Genomic DNA, 19,693 nt, shown 5'->3' with positions numbered 1-19,693 from the left:
TGAAACGGAGGAACCGCATCTATGACTGATCTAGAAATTGCCAATGCTGCCGAAATGGAACCTATTACCAAGATTGCTGAAAAGCTGGGCTTAAGTGCCGATGAGATCGAACCATATGGCAAGTACAAGGCCAAAATCGATCTGCCGGTCAAAGAAGCCCCTAACAAAAAGCACAAGCTGATTCTGGTGACTTCAATCAACCCAACCCCGGCTGGTGAAGGTAAGTCAACGGTTCTGGTTGGCCTGGGGGATGCCCTGAACCTGCTTGGTCACCAAACCGTAATTGCAATGCGTGAACCATCCATGGGGCCTGTTTTTGGCATCAAGGGTGGTGCAACTGGTGGTGGCTACAGCCAAGTCGTACCAATGGAAGACATCAACCTGCACTTTACGGGGGACCTGCATGCTTTGACCAGCGCCAACAACACGCTGGCTGCTCTGATCGACAACTACATCATGCGGGACAACGAACTGAATCTGGACCCACGCCGCATTATCTGGAAGCGGGTGGCTGACGTTAACGACCGGGTGCTGCGGCACGTGGTAACCGGTCTGGGCGGCGTAATGCAAGGGGTACCGCGTGAAACCGGCTTTGACATTACGGCGGCTTCTGAATTGATGGCAATCCTTTGTCTTTCTAAGGATCTGGCTGATTTGAAGCAGCGGATTTCCAAGATCGTAGTGGGCTACACCTACGACCAAAAGCCAGTTACGGTTGGCGAGCTTGGCTTTAGCGATGCCATTACGATTCTGCTTAAGGATGCCTTAAAACCAAACCTGGTTCAGACGCTGGCTCACACGCCGGCCATCGTTCATGGGGGCCCATTTGCCAACATCGCCCATGGCTGCAACTCAGTGCTGGCTACCAAGACGGCTCTGCAGCTGGCGGACTACACGGTTACGGAAGCTGGCTTCGGTGCTGACCTGGGGGCTGAAAAGTTCCTGGACATCAAGCGGCCAGTGCTGGGCAAGACGCCAGACGCGCTGGTAATCGTGGCTACGGTACGGGCACTGGAATACAATGGTGGCGCAGCACTTGCCGATCTTAAGGAAGAACAGCTGCCAGCGCTTAAGAAGGGCCTGGCCAACTTGAACCGTCACATCAAGAACATGCAGCGCTATGGCCTGCCTGTCGTTGTTGCGATCAACCACTTTACTTTTGACACTGAAGCCGAAATCAAGACGATTGAAGACAATTGCCATGAACTAGGGGTTAACGTGGTTTTGGCCGATGCCTGGGCTAAAGGCGGTGAAGGTACGGTTGACCTGGCTAAGGAAGTTGTCAAACTGGCTGATCAGCCAAGCGATTTCCACGAGCTCTACGATGTTGAAGACGACTCGATTGAAGACAAGGTCAACACGATTGCCAAGACCATCTACGGTGCCAAGGATGTTGAATTCTCCAAGAAGGCCCAAAAGCAGCTCAAGAAGTTCCATGAAATGGGCTGGGAAAACATGCCGGTCTGCATTGCTAAGACGCAGTACTCATTTACCGATGATCAAACGGAACTGGGTGCGCCAACCGACTTTACGTTCCATATTCGTGAATTCGTTCCTAAGCTGGGCGCGGGCTTTGTCGTAGCTCTGTCCGGCAGCGTGATGACGATGCCTGGTCTGGGTAAGAAGCCAGCTGCCGTTAACATGCATATTGACGGTGAAGGCAACATTACTGGTTTATTCTAAGATCACTAAAGAAAAGGGCGCGGCGGGCGCTCTTTTTTGTGTTGGAGCTATTGTATTAAAGACGAACATTATAATTATCTTATTTATTCCGGTTCGTGAAAAATCTTGTTTTTGCTGAAAAGTTTTGCTATGCTAGAGACAGTTTTTAGGAGGTGCCATTGTGAGCAGTGAAATCAGCGTGGTCATGGGCAGTAAGTCCGATTGGCCAACAGTTAAGCAAGCATGTGATATTTTGGATCAGTTTGGCGTCAAGTACGATAAGCAGGTTATCTCAGCGCACCGGATGCCAAATGAAATGTTCGATTTTGCCCAGCACGCGGCAGAAAATGGCGTTAAGGTTATTATTGCCTGTGCAGGCGGGGCCGCTCATCTGCCAGGGATGATTGCTGCCAACACGCCATTGCCGGTGATTGGGATTCCGGGGCAGACCAAGGCGTTAGGCGGCATGGACTCGCTGCTTTCCATCGTGCAGATGCCAGCAGGAATTCCGGTCGCCACTACGGCAATCGGTAATGCTGGGGCTAAGAACGCTGCCTTATTGGCCATTCAGATTTTAGGCATCAATGACCAAGCCCTGCAAGACAAGATTGTGGCTTTCCGTAAAGAAATGCATGACAAGGCGGTGGCCAGCAATGCCGAACTTGACTAAGCATCCAGAAGCCTATATTGAACAGGGCAAGACGATCGGGATTATTGGTGGTGGTCAGCTGGGTCAGATGATGGCTTTTTCTGCTAAGGCAGCCGGGATGAAGGTTATTATTTTGGATCCGACGCCACAATGTCCTGCCGCCCAGGCTGCTGATGATCAAATTGTGGCGCCTTATGCTGACGTGGCGGCAATCAAAGAACTGGCACGGCGAGCTGACGTTTTGACCTATGAGTTTGAAAACGTTGATCTGCAGGCCTTAAGAGACGTTGCTGATCAAGTTGCCATTCCTCAGGGAACCAATCTCTTATACACGACCAAGAATCGGATTCGCGAAAAGACGTTTTTGCGCGACGCAGGCCTGCAGACGGCACCATTTGCGACGGTTAAGAATCGTGCTGATCTGAACGCGGCCGTGGAAAAACTTGGCTATCCCTGTGTCTTAAAGACTTGCGAAGGTGGGTATGATGGTCATGGCCAAATGGTTTTAAAGAGTGCGCAAGACCTGAATGACCCGATTACTGAAGAAGTACTGCAGTATGGCGATGACATTCTGGAAGGCTGGGTACCATTTAAGATGGAATGCTCAGTTATGGTAGCGCGCAATACGGATGGCGACATTACCGTCTTTCCTGTCAGTGAAAACATTCATGCTCATGAAATTCTGCACTTGAGCATCGTGCCAGCCCGCATGCCGATTGAATGGCAGCAACGTGCTCAGCAGATGGCTGAAAAGATTGCCACGGCCATTGATCTAAAAGGCATCTTGGGTGTTGAGATGTTTGTCGGTGCCGATGGACAGCTCTATGTCAACGAACTGGCCCCACGACCACATAATTCCGGTCACTATACGATCGAGGCCTGCAACTTTTCACAGTTTGCGGTGCACAATCGCGCGATCTGCAACTGGCCGTTGCCTAAGATCAAGCTGCTGAGTCCAGTCGTAATGGTCAACGTTTTAGGTCAGCACGTAGCTGGCACGCGCCGTTTGATTCATGAATATCCGCAATGGCATTTTCATGACTATGGCAAGGCTGAGATTCGGCATAACCGGAAGATGGGCCATGTCACGATTTTGACCGATGATATTGAAGAAACCTTGAAGCAAATTAAAGATTCCCATGTTTGGGACGATGAATAGGAGAAAAGATTAATGATTGATCGTTATACCCGTCCAGAAATGAAGAAGCTGTGGAGCGATGAAACCCGCTATCAATGTTGGCTGGCCGTAGAAATTGCGGCTGACGAAGCCTGGAGCAAGCTGGGCAAGATTCCAGCAGAAGACGTTGAAAAAATTAAGCAAAACGCCAAATTCACCGTGGAAGGCATTCAAGAAATCGAAGCCGTCACGCACCATGACGTGATCGCCTTTACGCGTGACGTTTCCAAGTCGCTGGGCCCAGAACGCAAGTGGGTACACTATGGTCTGACCAGTACTGACGTCGTTGATACGGCTCAAGGCTACCAGCTTAAGCAGGTCAATGAGATTCTGCGTCAAGACATCAAGAACTTTATGGAAATCCTGAAAAAGATGGCCAATGAATACAAGTACACGGTCTGCATGGGGCGGACGCACGGGATTCACGCTGAGCCAACGACTTTTGGCCTCAAGGTTGCCCGCTGGTATTCTGAAATGAAGCGCGACTACGAACGTTTCGAACACGCGGCCGCTGGTGTTGAAGCCGGTAAGATCTCTGGGGCCGTGGGAACGTTTGCTGAAGTTGACCCACGCGTTGAACAATACGTCTGCGAAAAACTGGGACTGCGTGCGCAAGAAGTTTCCAGCCAAGTGCTGCCACGTGATCTGCATGCTGAATACATCGCTGCTTTAGCTTTGATTGGGACCAGTCTAGAAGAAATGGCTACCGAGGTTCGTTCGCTGCAGCGGACGGAAATCCATGAAGTTGAAGAACACTTTGCCAAGGGTCAAAAGGGTTCTTCAGCAATGCCGCACAAGCGCAACCCGATCGGCTCCGAAAATATCTGCGGCTGTGCGCGGGTATTGCGCGGTCATGTCGTTACGGCTTATGAAAACGTGGCACTGTGGCATGAACGCGACATTTCTCACTCCAGCGCTGAACGAATGATTCTGCCAGACACGACGGCGCTTTTGGACTACATGCTGCACCGTTTTGGCCGGATCCTGGCAAATCTGGACGTCTTTCCTGAAACCATGAAGAAGAACATGGATAAGACGCTGGGCTTGATCTACTCTGGCCGAGTTCTGCTCAAGCTGGTTAAGTCTGGCATGACGCGGGAAAATGCCTACGATCTGATTCAGCCATACACGGCTAAGTGCTGGGCCGAACAAGTGCCATTCCGGCCACTGCTGGAAGCTGACCCAACGATTCAAAAGCAACTGACCAAAAAAGACCTGGATGATGCCTTTGACTACCACTGGCATCTGCGTCATGTTGACGACATCTTCAGGCGGGTTGGCCTAGACGATTAATCATCATTAAACTAAAAAAGCATCGATCAAACGGGTCGATGCTTTTTGTTTGCTTTTCAACAGTCAAAACACGAACAATTTAATTAAAATGGCGATTTAGTTAAACGTTAAACTTATAAAAACCATTATTTTATGATTATAAAACGAAAAAGGTTCGGCTATACGCTTGACGATTTTTAAAAATATGCGTACGATAATAGCAGGATTTAACGAACAATTTTGCGTTAACCAATTCATCAATTCGTTTTTAGCCTATAAGGAGGGCAATCAAAAATGGAAAAGCTGTTATATACCGGCAAAGCAAAGCAAATGTGGCAAACCGAAGATCCTGACGTTTTACGGGTAGTTTACATGGATCAGGCAACGATGCTTAATGGTAAGCGTAAGGACCACTTTGACGGAAAGGGTGAAGCAGCCAACGACATTTCGACGCTGGTTTTTGAATACCTGATTAAAAACGGCATTCCAACCCATTTCATCAAGCGCCTTTCGGAAAAGGAAGAATTGGTTAAGAAGTGTCACATGTTCCCGCTAGAATTCGTTACGCGCAACGTCTGCGCTGGTCACTTTGCCTCCCGCTTCGGTTTAGAGGATGGCATGACGCTGGATGAACCAGTTGAAGAAACGTTCTACAAGAGTGATGCCTTGGATGACCCATTCGCCAATGAATCTGACGCGGTTGCCATTAAGGCCTGCACGCATGAAGAATACCAACAATGCTGGGAACTGGCACGGCGTTGCAACAAGCTTTTGACGCCCCTGTTTAAGAAGGCTGGCATGAAGCTGGTTGACTTCAAGCTGGAATTCGGTAAGCTTTCAGACGGCTCATTGGTACTGGCTGATGAATTTTCGCCTGACAACTGCCGTCTGTGGGATATCAAGACCAACGCTCACATGGATAAAGACGTATTCCGCAAGAACCTGGCTGATCTGACTACGACCTATGATGAAGTTTACGCACGCCTGCAAGAAGCCGTTAAGGAGGACTAATCAAATGACTACCGTTCGTATTTACGTTACCTACAAGCAATCTGTTTTTGATCCCCAAGCCGAATCTGTTTTAAATGCCATCCACCAGTTGGGGCATGAAGAAGTTAAGGATCTGACGGTTGGCAAGTTCTTTGATCTGCAGGTTGAAGGCGATCAGGCAGCCGTTGAAAACACGGTTAAGGAAGTGGCTGAATCACTGCTGGTCAACTTCAACATCGAAACGTACAAGTTTGAAGTGCTGGAGGCGAAATAAATGAAGATTGCGGTCATTCAATTCCCAGGCTCGAATTGTGATATCGATCTGTACTCGGCACTGCACGATGTCTGCAATGCTGATGTCGAATACGTTTCACACAAGGCCACGAGTCTGGATGGCTTTGATGCGGTTATGCTGCCAGGGGGCTTTTCCTATGGCGACTATCTGCGAGCCGGCGCAATTGCTCGGTTCGCCAACGTTATGCCGGCCGTCATCAAGCTCGCTAATGAAGGCAAGCCGGTCTTCGGTACCTGCAATGGTTTCCAGATCTTAACGGAAGCCGGTCTTTTGCCTGGTGCATTGAAGAAAAACGACAGTCAAAAGTTCGTCTGTGAAACGGTGCCTTTGGAAGTCGTTAACAACGATACGCTTTTTACCACGCAGTACCAGGCTCACGAACGCATTGCCCTGCCAATCGCGCACGGTGAAGGCAGCTACTACGCGGATGAAAAAACCTTGGATGAGCTGGAAGCCAATCATCAAGTCGTGTTCCGCTATGTAAGTGAAAACCCCAATGGCTCTTTGCGCAACATTGCTGGGATCGTCAACAAGCGCGGCAACGTATTGGGCATGATGCCCCACCCAGAGCGGGCCGTAGAAGCACTGCTGGGTTCGACGGACGGTTTGCGACTGTTCAAGTCTTTATTGGAAAACGGTACGGTTAAGACGGAGGCATAATTAGAATGAAGCAAGCAATGACCCCTGAAGAAATTAAGGAAAAGAAACCATATCTCGACTGGAGTCTGTCCGAAAAAGAATATGACTACATCAGTGAAAAGCTGCTGCACCGTTTGCCAAACTACACGGAAACGGGCCTTTATTCGGCAATGTGGTCGGAACACTGCTCCTACAAAAAGTCCAAGCCAGTGCTGCGTCTGTTCCCCAACAAAAATGATCGCGTTTTGCAAGGCCCTGGCGAAGGTGCTGGTGTCGTTGACATTGATGATGGTCAGGCAGTCGTTTTCAAGGCCGAAAGTCACAACCACCCATCAACGGTTGAGCCATACCAGGGCGCGGCTACTGGGGTCGGCGGGATTCTGCGTGACATCTTCAGTATGGGCGCGCGCCCAATCGCTTCTTTAGACTCGCTGCACTTTGGCGAATTAAGCGATGCCGAGACGCGGATGAAGGTTGATGGCGTTGTGCGCGGGATTGGCGATTACGGCAACTGCATGGGCATTCCAACCGTTGCGGGTGAAACGACCTTTGATCCTTGCTACAAGGGTAATCTGTTGGTCAATGCCATGAGCGTAGGGCTGATGGACCAAAAGAACCAGCAGGAAGGGAATGCCTCTGGGGTTGGCAATGCCGTGATGTACGTTGGGGCCAAGACTGGTCGTGACGGGATTCACGGGGCCACGTTTGCCTCCGCTGACTTTGGCTCTGGCAACGAGTCACAGCACTCGGCCGTTCAAGTCGGCGACCCATTCATGGAAAAACTGCTGATGGAAGCCTGCCTGGAACTGATTCAAGATCATGCGGAATGGCTGGTCGGCATCCAAGACATGGGTGCGGCTGGGATTGTTTCTTCCAGTGCCGAAATGGCCTCTGAAGGTAACTCAGGGATGGACCTGGATCTTGATTTGGTACCGCAGCGCGAACCAGGCATGTCAGCTTATGAGATCATGCTGAGCGAGTCTCAGGAACGGATGCTTTTGTGTGTTAAGAAGGGTCATGAAGAAGACGTTAAAAAGATCTTTGACTACTATGATCTGGAAGTCGTAACGATTGGCCGGATCACGGAAGGTCACCAATACGTGCTGCATCATGATGGTCAGGTTGTCTGTGATATTCCGGTTTCAACGTTGACGGATGACGTTTTGGAAGTTGAATCTGAAGAACGAAAGCCACAGCGCTTAATCGATGCTGAAAAACAGGCCAACTGGACGCCAGTAATCGATGACGTGGCTGAAGTCTACAAGAAATTACTGACGCAGCCAACGATTGTCGACAAGTCTTGGATCACGCGTCAATACGACTCACAGGTGCGGACGTCAACGGTGGTTGGTCCTGGTTCTGATGCCGGTGTTATTCGCGTGCGCGGCACCAAGAAGGCTCTTTCAATGACGACGGATGGCAACGGTCGCCTGGTTTACTTAAACCCATACGTCGGTGGTAAGATTGCATTGGTTGAAGCAGCCTCCAACATCATTGCTTCTGGCGCTTTGCCATTAGCCATTACGGACTGTCTGAACTACGGTGACCCAACCGATCCCGAAATCTTCTGGGAACTGCACCATTCAATCGAAGGGATGGCTGAAGCCTGCCGCGTCTTTGATACGCCAGTTATTTCCGGTAACGTATCGCTTTACAATGAAAACAACGGCTCGGCCATTTACCCAACGCCAATGGTCGGCATGGTGGGCCTGATTAAGGATGCCAAGTATGTTATCCCATCCCGTGTGCAACATGCTGGCGACAAGCTGTACCTGGTCGGCAAGACTGGCGATGACTATGCCGGTTCCGAACTGCAGAAGATGATAACGGGTGATATTGCCGGGACGCTGGCTGACTTTGATCTGGAGCACGTTCATGACTATCTGAGCCGCCTATTGAAGGCTGAACAAAGCGGCCTGGTAGCCAGTGCTCATGATTTGAGTGAAGGTGGTTTGGCCGTGGCGGCTGCTGAAACGGTCTTTAAAACGGAGCTGGGCTTAAATGCTGATTTCCGTGCTCTGGATAAGAAGCAGTTCTTCAGCGAAACACCGGGCCGGATGCTGGTCAGCGTGGCACCAGAAAATGTGGCGGCTTTTGAAGAAATCATGCAAGACGATGCAATGCCAGCTGGTGAGGTTGTAGCAACGCAATGGCTGGAGGTCCATCTGGCTGATGCTGAGCTCAACTTGCCAGTAGCTCAAATGCAAAAACTTTGGGAGGAAGCTTTGCCATGCGCAATGAAATCAAAGGACTAAATGAAGAGTGTGGGGTTTTTGGCGTATTTGGCGTGCCAGAAGCCAACCGAGTCACCTACTTCGGTCTGCACAACCTGCAGCACCGTGGACAAGAAGGGGCCGGGATTGTCACGACTGACGGCGAGCACCTTTATCAGCACCGGGATCGTGGCCTGCTTTCTGAAGTCTTTGCCGATCCAAGCGATATGGAGTGCTTGGTCGGGGATGCCGCGATTGGTCACGTTCGCTACGGTACCAGTGGCCACAATTCGATCAACAACGTGCAGCCATTTTTGTTCCATTTTCATGATGGCGACATTGCGATGGCGCACAATGGTCAACTGACCAATGCCGTTACGCTGCGCCGTAAGCTGGAAGACAACGGCGCCGTTTTTCAATCGGATTCAGATACCGAGATCTTGATTCATTTGATCCGCCAAAACATTCACATGGGCTTTATTCCGGCCTTAAAAAAGACACTGAATATGGTCAAGGGGGGCTTTGCCTTCTTGTTCCTGCAAAAGGATCGTTTGATTGCTGCCTTAGATCCTAATGGTATTCGGCCGCTTTGCCTGGGTCAGATGCCAAATGGAGCCTATGTCGTGACCAGTGAGAGCTGTGCCTTGGATATCGTGGGCGCCAAGCTGATTCGTGATGTCCAGCCAGGTGAATTGCTGGTCATCGACAAGGATGGTCTGCATGAAGATCGTTATACTGATGACACCAAGCTGGCCATCTGTTCAATGGAATACATCTACTTTGCCCGTCCCGACTCCATTATTCATGGCGTAACAGTGCATAGTGCCCGCAAGCAGATGGGGCGGCTGCTGGCCAAGGAACAGCCTGCCCCTGATGCCGACATGGTCATTGGGGTGCCAAACTCTTCGCTTTCCGCCGCCTCTGGTTACGCGGAAGCAGCTGGTCTGCCTTATGAAATGGGGCTGATCAAGAACCAATATGTTGCCCGGACTTTTATCCAGCCCACGCAGGCATTGCGGGAACAAGGCGTTAAGATGAAGCTTTCGGCCGTACGCGGGGTCGTTGCCGGCAAGAACGTGGTCGTAGTCGATGATTCGATCGTGCGGGGAACGACTTCCAAGCAGATCGTGCGGATGCTGAAAGAAGCCGGCGCCAAGTCGGTTCATATGCGGATCGCCTCACCGCCATTCCGTTTCCCATGTTTTTATGGGATCGATGTCTCCAACCGGGCTGAACTGATGGCGGCTCATTATTCCGTCCCTGAGATGTGTAAGTTGATGGAAGCCGACTCATTAGGATTCTTGAGCGTTGACGGCGTCGTTAAGGCTATTAACGTTCCAGACGCTGGTGAGGCACCATATGGCGGTCTGACGGTGGCCTACTTTAACGGCGACTATCCAACGCCGCTGTATGATTTTGAAGAAGGCTATCTCAAGTCATTGAATGAACAAGAAAAGCGCGCGCGAAAGGAACGACTCTCCAAATGAAGCGGAAACGTTATGAAGAAGCTGGCGTCAACGTCAATGCCGGCTATGAAATGGTAAAAAAAATCAAGGATGCCGTTGCTTCAACCGATCGTCCCGGCGTTGTCGGCGGGATCGGCAGCTTCGGCGGGATGTTTGATCTGACCGCGGTTGCCGGCTGGACGCATCCAATTCTGGTTTCAGGCACGGATGGCGTTGGTACCAAGCTTTTGATCGCCCAAAAGCTGAATCGGCATGACACGATCGGGATCGACTGCGTGGCGATGTGCATCAACGATATTTTGGCACAGGGCGCGGAACCGCTGTTTTTCCTGGACTATATCGCAACGGGACACAACACACCAGATAAGATGGCTCAGATCGTTTCTGGCGTGGCAGAAGGCTGTCGGCAAGCGGGCGCAGCTCTGGTTGGCGGAGAAACCGCCGAGATGCCTGATATGTACAGTCAAGATGAGTACGATCTGGCCGGCTATGCGACCGGCGTTGTTGATCAAGACAAAATGCTGACGACGGCCTTGCCAAAAGCTGGCGATGTTTTGATTGGGCTGGCCTCATCAGGGATTCACTCTAATGGCTATTCGCTGGTGCGCCAAGTGCTGTTTAAGGATCATGACGTTAAGCTCAGTGATCAGCCGGCCGAACTGAATGGCCAAACGGTTGGTGAGGCACTGTTGACGCCTACGCGTATCTATGTCAAACCGGTGTTGCCATTGATCAAAAAGGGCTTGATTCACGGGGTCAGCCACATTACCGGTGGCGGTCTGCCGGAAAATCTGCCGCGGATGTTTGCTGATTCCCTGCAGGCCGTGGTTGATTCCAGTGCCTGGCCTAAGCTGCCGATCTTTAGCTATCTGCAAAAGATGGGTGATTTGGATGCGGATGATCTGTACGGCACGTTTAACATGGGGCTGGGGATGATTTTAGCTGTGGCGCCAGAAAACGCTGCTGCCGTTCAAGATGCTTTAAAGCAGGCTGGCGAAGACTCATGGCAGGTTGGTCAACTGCAGGCCCGACCAGTTGATAAAGAAAAACTGATTATTAAATAAAAGAGGCAAGAACATGAACGTGGCAATTTTTGCCTCGGGGAACGGGACTAATTTTGAAGTGCTGACTGAGCACTTTCAAAATGGCGATATTCCTGGCAAAGAGGCTTTGCTTTTTTGCGACCACCCCGATGCTTATGTAATTAAACGTGCTCAAAGACTGGGCGTTCCATATGAAACCTTTACCGTGAAGTCTTGCGGATCCAAGCAGGCCTATGAAGAAAAGATCATGACGGTGTTGGAAAAATACGACATTGACTTTATCGTGCTGGCTGGTTATCTGCGGATTATCGGGCCAACGATTCTGGATAAGTATGAAGGCAGTATCGTCAACCTGCATCCTGCTTGGCTGCCGGAATATCCGGGCCTGCATTCGATTGAGCGGGCCTTTGCCGATCATCGCAAAGAAACCGGCGTTACGGTTCACTACATTGATTCAAATCTGGATGCGGGGACGATTATTGCCCAGCGGCACGTGCCAATCTATCTTGATGACACGGTCGACACGTTGGAAACGCGGGTTCATGAAACTGAACACAAATTATATCCAGAAACCGTTAAGAAGATTTTGACTGAACGAATTACAAAGGAGAAAAACAACCAATGAAACGTGCATTAGTTAGCGTATCTGATAAGACCAACCTGGTGCCTTTCGTCAAGGGCTTGAGTGAAAATGGTTTTGAAATCGTTTCGACTGGTGGGACCAAGAAGACGCTGGACGAAGCTGGTATCAAGACCATCAGTATTGAAGAAGTAACCCACTTCCCAGAGATTCTGGATGGTCGGGTCAAGACGCTGAATCCATATGTTCACGGTGGCCTGCTGGCGCGTCGTGACGTTGCTGAGCACATGGACACCCTGGACAAATTAAACATCACGCCAATCGACCTGGTTTGCGTCAACCTGTACCCATTCAAGGAAACCATCGAAAAACCAGACGTTACGCTGGCCGATGCCATTGAAAACATTGATATTGGCGGTCCTTCGATGGTTCGTTCAGCAGCCAAGAACTATCGTGACGTGACGATCGTAACCGACATCAACGATTACGAAACGGTTCTCAACGAAATCAAGGCCAATGGCAACACGACGCTGGCAACGCGGACGATGCTGGGGGCCAAGGCATTCCGGACCACAGCTGCCTATGACGCGTTGATCTCACAGTACCTGACGAAGCGCCTGGATTTGGAAGACCCAGAAAAGCTTACGCTGACCTACGATTTGAAGGATACGATGCGCTACGGCGAAAACAGTCATCAAAAGGCTTGGCTGTACGAGGATCCAATTCCTAAAAAGTTCTCGATCCTTGAAGCTGAACAGCTCCACGGCAAGAAGCTTTCCTACAACAACATCAAGGACGCCGATGAGGCATTGCGCAGCGTGCGCGAGTTTGATGAACCAACTGTTGTTGCTATGAAGCACATGAATCCTTGTGGCATTGGTCGCGGTGAAACCCTGGAACAGGCTTGGGATCGTGCTTATGAAGCTGACCCAGTTTCTATTTTCGGTGGGGTGATTGCCTTGAACCGGACCGTTGATCTGGCTACGGCTGAAAAAATGCGCAAGATCTTCTTGGAAATCATCATTGCCCCAGGCTTTGACGAAGATGCCTATGCCGTTTTGGCCAAGAAGAAGAATATTCGCCTGCTGAAGGTTGACTTCTCAGCCAAAGACGAGCCAACGCGTCATGAAGTCGTTTCCGTCATGGGCGGGGTGCTGATGCAGGAACAGGATACGCTTAAAGAAGACTGGCATGACTGGGAATGCGTCACGGACGTCAAGCCAACTGAAGAACAGCTTAAGACGATGATGTTTGCCTGGAAAGCCGTTAAGCACACCAAGTCCAATGCCATCGTGGTTGCCAACAATGAACGGACGCTGGGCGTAGGTTCTGGGCAGCCAAACCGAATCGACTCTCTGAAGATCGCGGTTAAGCATGCTGGTGATGCCATTGATGGTCGAACGGTAATGGCATCTGATGCCTTCTTCCCATTCAATGACTGTGTCAAGTTTGCCGGTGAACACGGGATTAAGGCCATCGTTCAACCGGGCGGCTCGGTACGTGATCAAGAATCGATCGACATGGCCAATGAAATGGGCATTGCCATGGTAATGACGGGTGTTCGTCACTTCCGCCACTAATTGCATTTGCAGGTCCGCGGATTGATTTTCGCGGACTTTTTTGGATAAAGAGGTTTTACAGATATGGAAAAGATGAAATTACTGGTAATTGGTGCTGGTGGTCGGGAATTTGCCATTGCCAAAAAGCTCAACGAAAGTCCCCATGTCGATACGGTTTATTGTGCACCAGGCAATATCGGCATGGTAACGGCGGGAATCGTGCCTTTAAACATTGAAGAAGACGATTTTGAGGCGCTGATTCAGTTTGCCAAGGACCAACAGATTGCCTGGACGTTTGTTGGCCCTGAGGATGCTTTATGTGCGGGGATCGTGGATGCATTCCAAAAAGCCGGGCTGAAGATTTTTGGCCCCAATCAAGAAGCGGCTCAGTTGGAAGGATCTAAGGACTACGCGCTGAACTTTATGAACAAGTACCACGTGCCAACTGCCAAGCACGAGACGTTTACGGATCTAAAGTCAGCATTGGCGGGGCTAAACGACTTTGTTCGGCCGGTAGTCATCAAAGCCAATGGTCTGCAAGGCGGCAAGGGAGTCGTGATCGCTCAGACAACGCCAGAAGCTGAGGACACGATTACGGAAATGTTTGAGTTAGGGGAAGAAAAGCTGGTCTTGGAAGAATGTCTGGTGGGACCAGAATACTCAATGTTTGTCGTAGTGCAGGATGATCAGTACCGGATTTTGCCGATGGCGCAGGATCATAAGCGGGCCTACGATGGCGATAAAGGTCCTAACACGGGTGGCATGGGGGCCTACAGTCCACTGCCACAGCTTAGCGATGCCGAACGTCAGCGCATGATTGATGATGTCGTTGAACCAACCATTAATGGGCTGCACCAGGCAGGCTACAACTACCATGGCATTATCTACATTGGCCTGATGCTGACGGCGGATGGCCCTAAAGTCATTGAATATAACGTGCGGCTGGGTGATCCAGAAACGCAGGTTGTATTGCCACGGCTGAAAACGGACCTGGTCGAATTAATCGATGCCAATGTTAATGATCAACAAATGCCGGTAATTGAGGAACGCGATATGGCTGTGTTGGGCGTAATTCTGGCATCCAAGGGCTATCCTAAAAAGCCAGTTCATGGTCAGGCGCTTGGTTCGTTCCCAGCAGCTAAAGACATTGCCATTGACTATGCCAACGTCAAGGGACATCTTAATGATCTGCATGGAGACGGCGGTCGGCTTTTAATGGTGATTGGTGAGGATGCTGATCTGCAAAAAGCTCAAGACAAGGTTTATGACTACCTGGCTAAATTAGATGAGCCAGAATGCTTCTATCGTCATGATATTGGTGATAAAGCTTTGAAAAACTAACTAAAGTGAATAATTAAAACGGTCGGCGATTCAATTTGAATTGGCGGCCGTTTTATTGATGATAAGAAAGTTTGTAAGCATTATGGCTATCTGAATAAATGGGTTGGCTGTTGATGGCAAAACGTTATTGGCGCGGTACAACCTATGATTAGACTGCCAGATTGATTAGGTTTTTTTAGGATTTGCTGGCTGCTTGAGTTTGGCAATAACGTTGTTTAATCATTGGCGATTTTGGCTCCCTATGGTAAAATTAAAATAAGATTAAAATAAAATGAGAGTAAAAGGACGTGAATAAAATGGAAGACGGCGCCAAGCTCAATTTTTTGCAGGAATTGATCCAGATCAATACGGTCAATGGTCATGAACAGCCAGCTGCCGAATATCTTAAACAGGTATTGAGTGATCATGGTATTGAGGCCAATCTGATTGTGCTGGCAGCGGGGCGTACGAACCTGGTGGCCGAAGTTGGCACAGAGAATGGACCAGTACTGGCGTTGGCCGGCCATCTTGATACAGTTGATGTTGGTGACGACAAAAAATGGCAGCATAATCCATTTTGTGGTCAGGTAATCGATGATGCTATTTACGGTCGTGGCAGCGTGGATATGAAGGGCGGCTTGGCAGCAATGGTCAATACCTTGATTGAGCTTAAGGAAGCCGGTCTGCCTAAGCATGGCAAGGTTCGCTTGTTGGCGACGGTTGATGAAGAGATTGGCGGTCTGGGTTCATTGGAATTGACGCGGCAAGGATTGGTGCACGATGTTGATGCAATGATCGTTGGCGAGGCCACGACCAACCGGCTGGAGTATGCACACAGCGGCTCGTTTGACTATCGCATCAAATCATATGGTCATCTGGCTCACAGTTCAGATCCCAGCTTAGGCGTTAATGCTGTGGCCAATTTGGCGGAGTTTTTTGAATATGAGCGTCACGCGTTTGATGATGTTGAAAAAAGCCCTAGTTTGGGCCACTTGATTCACAGCGTTACGGTCTTTCACGGCGGTCGTCAGCTCAATTCCATTCCCGATTACGCTTATTTGGAAGGTAATGTCCGCACGATTCCGGAATTTGATAATACGGCAGTGCAGAACCGGCTGCAAACTATGGTTGACCGTTTGAACGCTGAAACGGACGGTCGGTTTGAATTAGAGGTCGTAGCCAGCTTTATGCCAATGGCGACTGATCCGGCTGATCCATTCGTTTCGCTGGTGCAGCAATCATATCAAACTGTTGCTAAGCAATCTCTGCCGCTTGCCGTTTCACACGGTGCCTCGGATGCTTCGCGCTACATACTGGATGAACACCGTTTTCCAATTGTTGAATGGGGACCGGGTCGAGAAGAAATGTCGCATCAGGTTGATGAAAGGCTGTCAGTCGCGGAGTATCTACAGGCGGATCAAGTCTATCTGCAGATTGCCAAGGATTTTTTTGGCGAGTCCTAAAATCGTTTAGGCAGCAGCCAGCTGGGTTTAGGCGGTTGAGTTGATTTTAAAATCATGACGAATTAAAAGAATGCTGGAATTAGGTAAAAAAGGTCAACTATACATTGGTGACCTTGCAAAATAAGCAGCACACTGCGCCATATTAACTAAAAGTGTGGTCTTTAGGCAGCTGATTGCCCGTCAGCGAAAGCTATTAAAAACCTGCCACGGTCGTTGAATTTTTGATACGATAAGGTCAACAAAATGAAAATGGAGCGGTGACAATGGAAAAATTCGATCGTCTGGCAAAGCGTGTTGGCAATTTTTTTGAAGGCTTTATGGAAGCAGCGATGGCAATTCTAGGGCTGTGCCTGATCTGCTTTATTTTTGTAGAATTATGGCACTTGGTTGAACTGACACCGTTTCTGAGTGGTGCTAAGATATCGATCGACTCGATATTAGGCAGCTTGATCAATTTCTTTTTGCTGCTTGAGTTTTTGGCGATGGCAGCTGCCGCTATGCAGAATCATGGTCACCTGGCAGCTGACTTTTTGATCAGCTTAGGAATCACGGCCTTGCTGCGGGGATTGATTGCCGAGCATGAAGCGCCATTGCAAAACGTGCTGACGTGCTTGGCAATTTTGGCCTTGATTGTGGGTGAGATTTTGATGCACTGGCAAAACAATCGCGAACAACATCACAATAAATAAGTGCTTGCTATTGGCACAAACGAAAATCTGATTTAAAATATATCTTGAATTGTTGTGTATTTTATATACGGCTTACCATAAAGAAGAAAGAGGTCAAACGAACAATGGCTAAATTAGTACTGATTCGTCACGGTAAAAGTGAATGGAACAAGTCCAACCAATTTACTGGCTGGGTAGACGTTGACTTGGCTCCGGAAGGTGTTGAACAAGCAAAGGCTGCCGGTAAGGCACTGAAGGAACACGGTCTGGAATTTGACTACGCCTACACTTCCGTTCTGAAGCGTGCCATCAAGACGCTGCACTACGCACTGGAAGAATGCGACCAACTCTGGATTCCTGAATTCAAGACTTGGCGTCTGAACGAACGTCACTACGGCGCTTTGCAAGGCAAGAACAAGAAGAAGGCTGCCGAAAAGTACGGTGACGAACAAGTGCACATTTGGCGTCGTTCCTATGACGTACTGCCTCCACTGCTGAGTGCCGATGACGAAGGCTCTGCAGCTAAGGACCGTCGTTACGCTAACCTGGACCCACGTGCCATTCCTGGTGGCGAAAACCTGAAAGTTACGCTGGAACGGGTTATTCCATTGTGGCAAGACGAAATTGCACCAAAGCTGTTGGACAACAAGAACGTAATCATTGCTGCCCACGGTAATTCCCTGCGTGCTCTTTCCAAGTACATCGAAAACATTTCTGACGAAGATATCATGAACCTGGAAATGGCTACCGGCCAACCAGTTGTTTATGACTTCGATGAAAAGCTGAACGTTTTGAGCAAGGAAAAGTACTAATAATTTCTTAAACGTTCTTTAAAGACCCGCGAATCGCTCGCGGGTCTTTTTTTACTTTACAGATCAGTAGGTAAGCGGGGCGGTTGTGCTTGACATCGGCAATCGCGCTTGATTTGCACGTTTTGGTTCAGTAATGGTGATCAGCTGTCGGCTTCGTAAAAAACTTGTTATTTAAGGAATGGATTCGTGATTTTGTGAAGACTTTGTAAAGCATAGGCGGTGACAGTGGTACAATCTCCAAGATGTGTTAAGATACACGAAGAACATTTTTAAAGATATTAAGCAAAAGAGGAGAATTGAATTAATGAAACGCAATCACTTGCCTCTCAAAGAATTCATCAACCAACTAAAGAGTACGCTGAAGGGCAAATATAACGCCGCGGTTTGGCCAATTGCCGGCATCACGCTGCTTTACCTGGCATTGACGGCTCTTTTGGCACTGCTGTTCACGCGCAGCGCCATGATGCTGGGCTATGCCACGATGTTGATTATGTACGGCATGATCAGTCAAGTGCTGCTTGCCGTGGTTGAGGCATTAGGCATCTTGATTCTGTGGTTCCTGGTAACGTTTGTCATGTACTTTGTCAACATGAGCATTCTGTACAGCTACCAGGATCAAATCAAGAACCCGAACCTAAAAGTCAGTGCGACGACGATCTGGAAGCACTTTAAGCATCTGAACAAAAACCAGCTGTTGCGGCTGACGCTTTACAGCAGCCTGTTCATCTTCTTGTGGACGCTGCCGTTGGATATCGTGGCAGCCTTGGCAGCTAAGAATCAAGCGCTGGTAATTGCGGTTCGGATTGCCAACTTCTTGATTACGTTCTGGAAGACTTTGGAATACTCACAGGCACCATTGCTATATCGCGATCAACAGCCAGCCTTTTTGGGTCAGTCGATGCGTCATGCTCTAACGGCCAGTCGCCGCTTTATGGGTGGCAAGAAGCTGTCGTTTTTCACGATTGAATTTGTCGTTAGCTTTCTGCCGATGCTGGTCTGGGGCGCGATTTTTGGTGGAGTAGCCTATTACGGTAACTACACGGCAATCTACTTTGTCATGTATGCCGGCCTGATCATCATGCTGCTGGGCTTTTGTGCCTATGCACCAGTCGTTTACTTAGCAACGGCTCAATTTTATGAACAAAGCAAGCCGCAATCGCCAATCTCGGTTGAGGATGCTTTCGTTAAGACCTTCAAGCCAGTTGAGGTATTGACTGGCGAGGCTTATGACGATGCTGCTGATGAGTCAGTGGCAGTTGACGATAGCGAACCAATTGTTGAAAATCAAAAATAATCAAAAACGTGTCATTGATAACGGTGGCACGTTTTTGATTTGCCAAGAATTTAATTTGTTTGACTAAAAAGGCAGCAGCTGGTTTAAAATGTACTGGCTCATGACCACGAAAGCTAGCGATGGTTAAAAATGGATAACGATTACAATCTTCGGCAATTGAGCAACGTTTTGCTGGTGAGGTGGCAAAGTTGTTCTGCTTCATTGACTTTTTTTAAAAAGTTTGAATTTGTCGTTGACATTTGCTTGGAATCTCGTTATATTAGATAACGTTGTCGCGGCGATGAGTTGTTGATCACTTGAGGTTGACTACTTCTCGCTTAACTATCAAGATAAATTAAATAAAAAAGTTCTTGACAGGTAGTTGACAATTTGTTAAACTGATTAAGTTGTTTGCTTGAAATAAGCAAACAACGGTAGACCTTTGAAAACTGAATACAGTTTCGACGAACACAGATGTGTAGGGTCATCAATCATTACGATTGATGCAAAAACATTTGCGAAGTCAATTCGCTTGATTTAAATTTGAGCTTTTCAAGTTCTTATATTTTATATGAGAGTTTGATCCTGGCTCAGGATGAACGCCGGCGGTGT

General features: G+C 49.0%; 17 protein-coding genes. All 17 read left to right on the top strand.

Annotation, left to right across the window (positions count from 1 at the left end; translation table 11 throughout):
* The first annotated feature begins 21 nt into the window (after positions 1-21).
* The 17 genes from QOS03_RS06415 to QOS03_RS06335 all read left to right on the top strand — a co-directional run bounded on the left by QOS03_RS06415 (position 22) and on the right by QOS03_RS06335 (position 19,102).
* On the top strand, positions 22-1,683 hold the full coding sequence (locus QOS03_RS06415; protein ID WP_283575775.1) for a formate--tetrahydrofolate ligase: 1,662 nt from the start codon (positions 22-24) through the stop codon (positions 1,681-1,683).
* Between the two features lie 184 nt (positions 1,684-1,867).
* Positions 1,868-2,332: a 5-(carboxyamino)imidazole ribonucleotide mutase gene (purE, locus tag QOS03_RS06410; RefSeq protein WP_034539052.1), complete on the top strand. Its 465-nt coding sequence runs from the start codon at positions 1,868-1,870 to the stop codon at positions 2,330-2,332.
* Complete coding sequence (gene purK, locus QOS03_RS06405) at positions 2,316-3,470, top strand: 5-(carboxyamino)imidazole ribonucleotide synthase (protein ID WP_283575774.1); 1,155 nt, start codon at positions 2,316-2,318, stop codon at positions 3,468-3,470. The genes purE and purK overlap by 17 nt, the downstream gene beginning before the upstream one ends.
* 12 nt (positions 3,471-3,482) lie before the next feature.
* Positions 3,483-4,781: an adenylosuccinate lyase gene (gene purB, locus QOS03_RS06400; RefSeq protein ID WP_283575773.1), complete on the top strand. Its 1,299-nt coding sequence runs from the start codon at positions 3,483-3,485 to the stop codon at positions 4,779-4,781.
* A gap of 273 nt (positions 4,782-5,054) precedes the next feature.
* Positions 5,055-5,771: a phosphoribosylaminoimidazolesuccinocarboxamide synthase gene (gene purC / locus QOS03_RS06395; RefSeq protein WP_283575772.1), complete on the top strand. Its 717-nt coding sequence runs from the start codon at positions 5,055-5,057 to the stop codon at positions 5,769-5,771.
* A gap of 4 nt (positions 5,772-5,775) precedes the next feature.
* Complete coding sequence (gene purS, locus QOS03_RS06390; protein WP_006499343.1) at positions 5,776-6,024, top strand: phosphoribosylformylglycinamidine synthase subunit PurS; 249 nt, start codon at positions 5,776-5,778, stop codon at positions 6,022-6,024.
* Positions 6,025-6,705, top strand: a complete 681-nt coding sequence (gene purQ, locus QOS03_RS06385) for a phosphoribosylformylglycinamidine synthase subunit PurQ (protein WP_283575771.1) — start codon at positions 6,025-6,027, stop codon at positions 6,703-6,705.
* 5 nt (positions 6,706-6,710) lie between these two features.
* On the top strand, positions 6,711-8,939 hold the full coding sequence (gene purL, locus QOS03_RS06380) for a phosphoribosylformylglycinamidine synthase subunit PurL (RefSeq protein WP_283575770.1): 2,229 nt from the start codon (positions 6,711-6,713) through the stop codon (positions 8,937-8,939).
* Positions 8,915-10,384, top strand: a complete 1,470-nt coding sequence (gene purF / locus QOS03_RS06375; RefSeq protein ID WP_283575769.1) for an amidophosphoribosyltransferase — start codon at positions 8,915-8,917, stop codon at positions 10,382-10,384. Before purL ends, purF begins: the two co-directional genes overlap by 25 nt.
* The gene (gene purM / locus QOS03_RS06370) at positions 10,381-11,427 is read left to right on the top strand and encodes a phosphoribosylformylglycinamidine cyclo-ligase (protein ID WP_283575768.1); all 1,047 of its coding nucleotides are present in this window, start codon (positions 10,381-10,383) and stop codon (positions 11,425-11,427) included. Before purF ends, purM begins: the two co-directional genes overlap by 4 nt.
* Positions 11,428-11,440: 13 nt before the next feature.
* Entirely contained in the window at positions 11,441-12,031 is a 591-nt protein-coding gene (gene purN / locus QOS03_RS06365) for a phosphoribosylglycinamide formyltransferase (protein ID WP_283575767.1), read from the top strand.
* Positions 12,028-13,566, top strand: coding sequence for a bifunctional phosphoribosylaminoimidazolecarboxamide formyltransferase/IMP cyclohydrolase (gene purH / locus QOS03_RS06360; protein WP_283575766.1), 1,539 nt, complete (start codon positions 12,028-12,030; stop codon positions 13,564-13,566). Before purN ends, purH begins: the two co-directional genes overlap by 4 nt.
* Positions 13,567-13,629: 63 nt before the next feature.
* Complete coding sequence (gene purD, locus QOS03_RS06355; protein WP_283575765.1) at positions 13,630-14,886, top strand: phosphoribosylamine--glycine ligase; 1,257 nt, start codon at positions 13,630-13,632, stop codon at positions 14,884-14,886.
* 296 nt (positions 14,887-15,182) lie between these two features.
* Complete coding sequence (locus QOS03_RS06350) at positions 15,183-16,328, top strand: ArgE/DapE family deacylase (RefSeq protein ID WP_283575783.1); 1,146 nt, start codon at positions 15,183-15,185, stop codon at positions 16,326-16,328.
* 263 nt (positions 16,329-16,591) lie between these two features.
* Complete coding sequence (locus QOS03_RS06345) at positions 16,592-17,017, top strand: phosphate-starvation-inducible PsiE family protein (protein ID WP_169461771.1); 426 nt, start codon at positions 16,592-16,594, stop codon at positions 17,015-17,017.
* A gap of 104 nt (positions 17,018-17,121) precedes the next feature.
* The gene (locus tag QOS03_RS06340) at positions 17,122-17,808 is read left to right on the top strand and encodes a 2,3-diphosphoglycerate-dependent phosphoglycerate mutase (RefSeq protein WP_033934849.1); all 687 of its coding nucleotides are present in this window, start codon (positions 17,122-17,124) and stop codon (positions 17,806-17,808) included.
* Between the two features lie 304 nt (positions 17,809-18,112).
* Complete coding sequence (locus QOS03_RS06335) at positions 18,113-19,102, top strand: hypothetical protein (RefSeq protein WP_283575764.1); 990 nt, start codon at positions 18,113-18,115, stop codon at positions 19,100-19,102.
* Positions 19,103-19,693: the final 591 nt, after the last annotated feature.

This window comes from Limosilactobacillus pulli, assembly GCF_947381555.1.
GTDB lineage: Bacteria > Bacillota > Bacilli > Lactobacillales > Lactobacillaceae > Limosilactobacillus > Limosilactobacillus pulli.
Note: the sequence above shows the minus strand (reverse complement) of the source record. Positions and strands in the feature narration are given on the sequence as shown.

Excerpts from the sequence above, each read along its gene's own strand:
- QOS03_RS06415 (WP_283575775.1), top strand. The coding sequence starts at position 22 with ATGACTGATCTAGAAATTGCCAATGCTGCCGAAATGGAACCTATTACC.
- purE (WP_034539052.1), top strand. The coding sequence starts at position 1,868 with ATGGGCAGTAAGTCCGATTGGCCAACAGTTAAGCAAGCATGTGATATT.
- purK (WP_283575774.1), top strand. The coding sequence starts at position 2,316 with ATGCCGAACTTGACTAAGCATCCAGAAGCCTATATTGAACAGGGCAAG.
- purB (WP_283575773.1), top strand. The coding sequence starts at position 3,483 with ATGATTGATCGTTATACCCGTCCAGAAATGAAGAAGCTGTGGAGCGAT.
- purC (WP_283575772.1), top strand. The coding sequence starts at position 5,055 with ATGGAAAAGCTGTTATATACCGGCAAAGCAAAGCAAATGTGGCAAACC.
- purS (WP_006499343.1), top strand. The coding sequence starts at position 5,776 with ATGACTACCGTTCGTATTTACGTTACCTACAAGCAATCTGTTTTTGAT.
- purQ (WP_283575771.1), top strand. The coding sequence starts at position 6,025 with ATGAAGATTGCGGTCATTCAATTCCCAGGCTCGAATTGTGATATCGAT.
- purL (WP_283575770.1), top strand. The coding sequence starts at position 6,711 with ATGAAGCAAGCAATGACCCCTGAAGAAATTAAGGAAAAGAAACCATAT.
- purF (WP_283575769.1), top strand. The coding sequence starts at position 8,915 with ATGCGCAATGAAATCAAAGGACTAAATGAAGAGTGTGGGGTTTTTGGC.
- purM (WP_283575768.1), top strand. The coding sequence starts at position 10,381 with ATGAAGCGGAAACGTTATGAAGAAGCTGGCGTCAACGTCAATGCCGGC.
- purN (WP_283575767.1), top strand. The coding sequence starts at position 11,441 with ATGAACGTGGCAATTTTTGCCTCGGGGAACGGGACTAATTTTGAAGTG.
- purH (WP_283575766.1), top strand. The coding sequence starts at position 12,028 with ATGAAACGTGCATTAGTTAGCGTATCTGATAAGACCAACCTGGTGCCT.
- purD (WP_283575765.1), top strand. The coding sequence starts at position 13,630 with ATGGAAAAGATGAAATTACTGGTAATTGGTGCTGGTGGTCGGGAATTT.
- QOS03_RS06350 (WP_283575783.1), top strand. The coding sequence starts at position 15,183 with ATGGAAGACGGCGCCAAGCTCAATTTTTTGCAGGAATTGATCCAGATC.
- QOS03_RS06345 (WP_169461771.1), top strand. The coding sequence starts at position 16,592 with ATGGAAAAATTCGATCGTCTGGCAAAGCGTGTTGGCAATTTTTTTGAA.
- QOS03_RS06340 (WP_033934849.1), top strand. The coding sequence starts at position 17,122 with ATGGCTAAATTAGTACTGATTCGTCACGGTAAAAGTGAATGGAACAAG.
- QOS03_RS06335 (WP_283575764.1), top strand. The coding sequence starts at position 18,113 with ATGAAACGCAATCACTTGCCTCTCAAAGAATTCATCAACCAACTAAAG.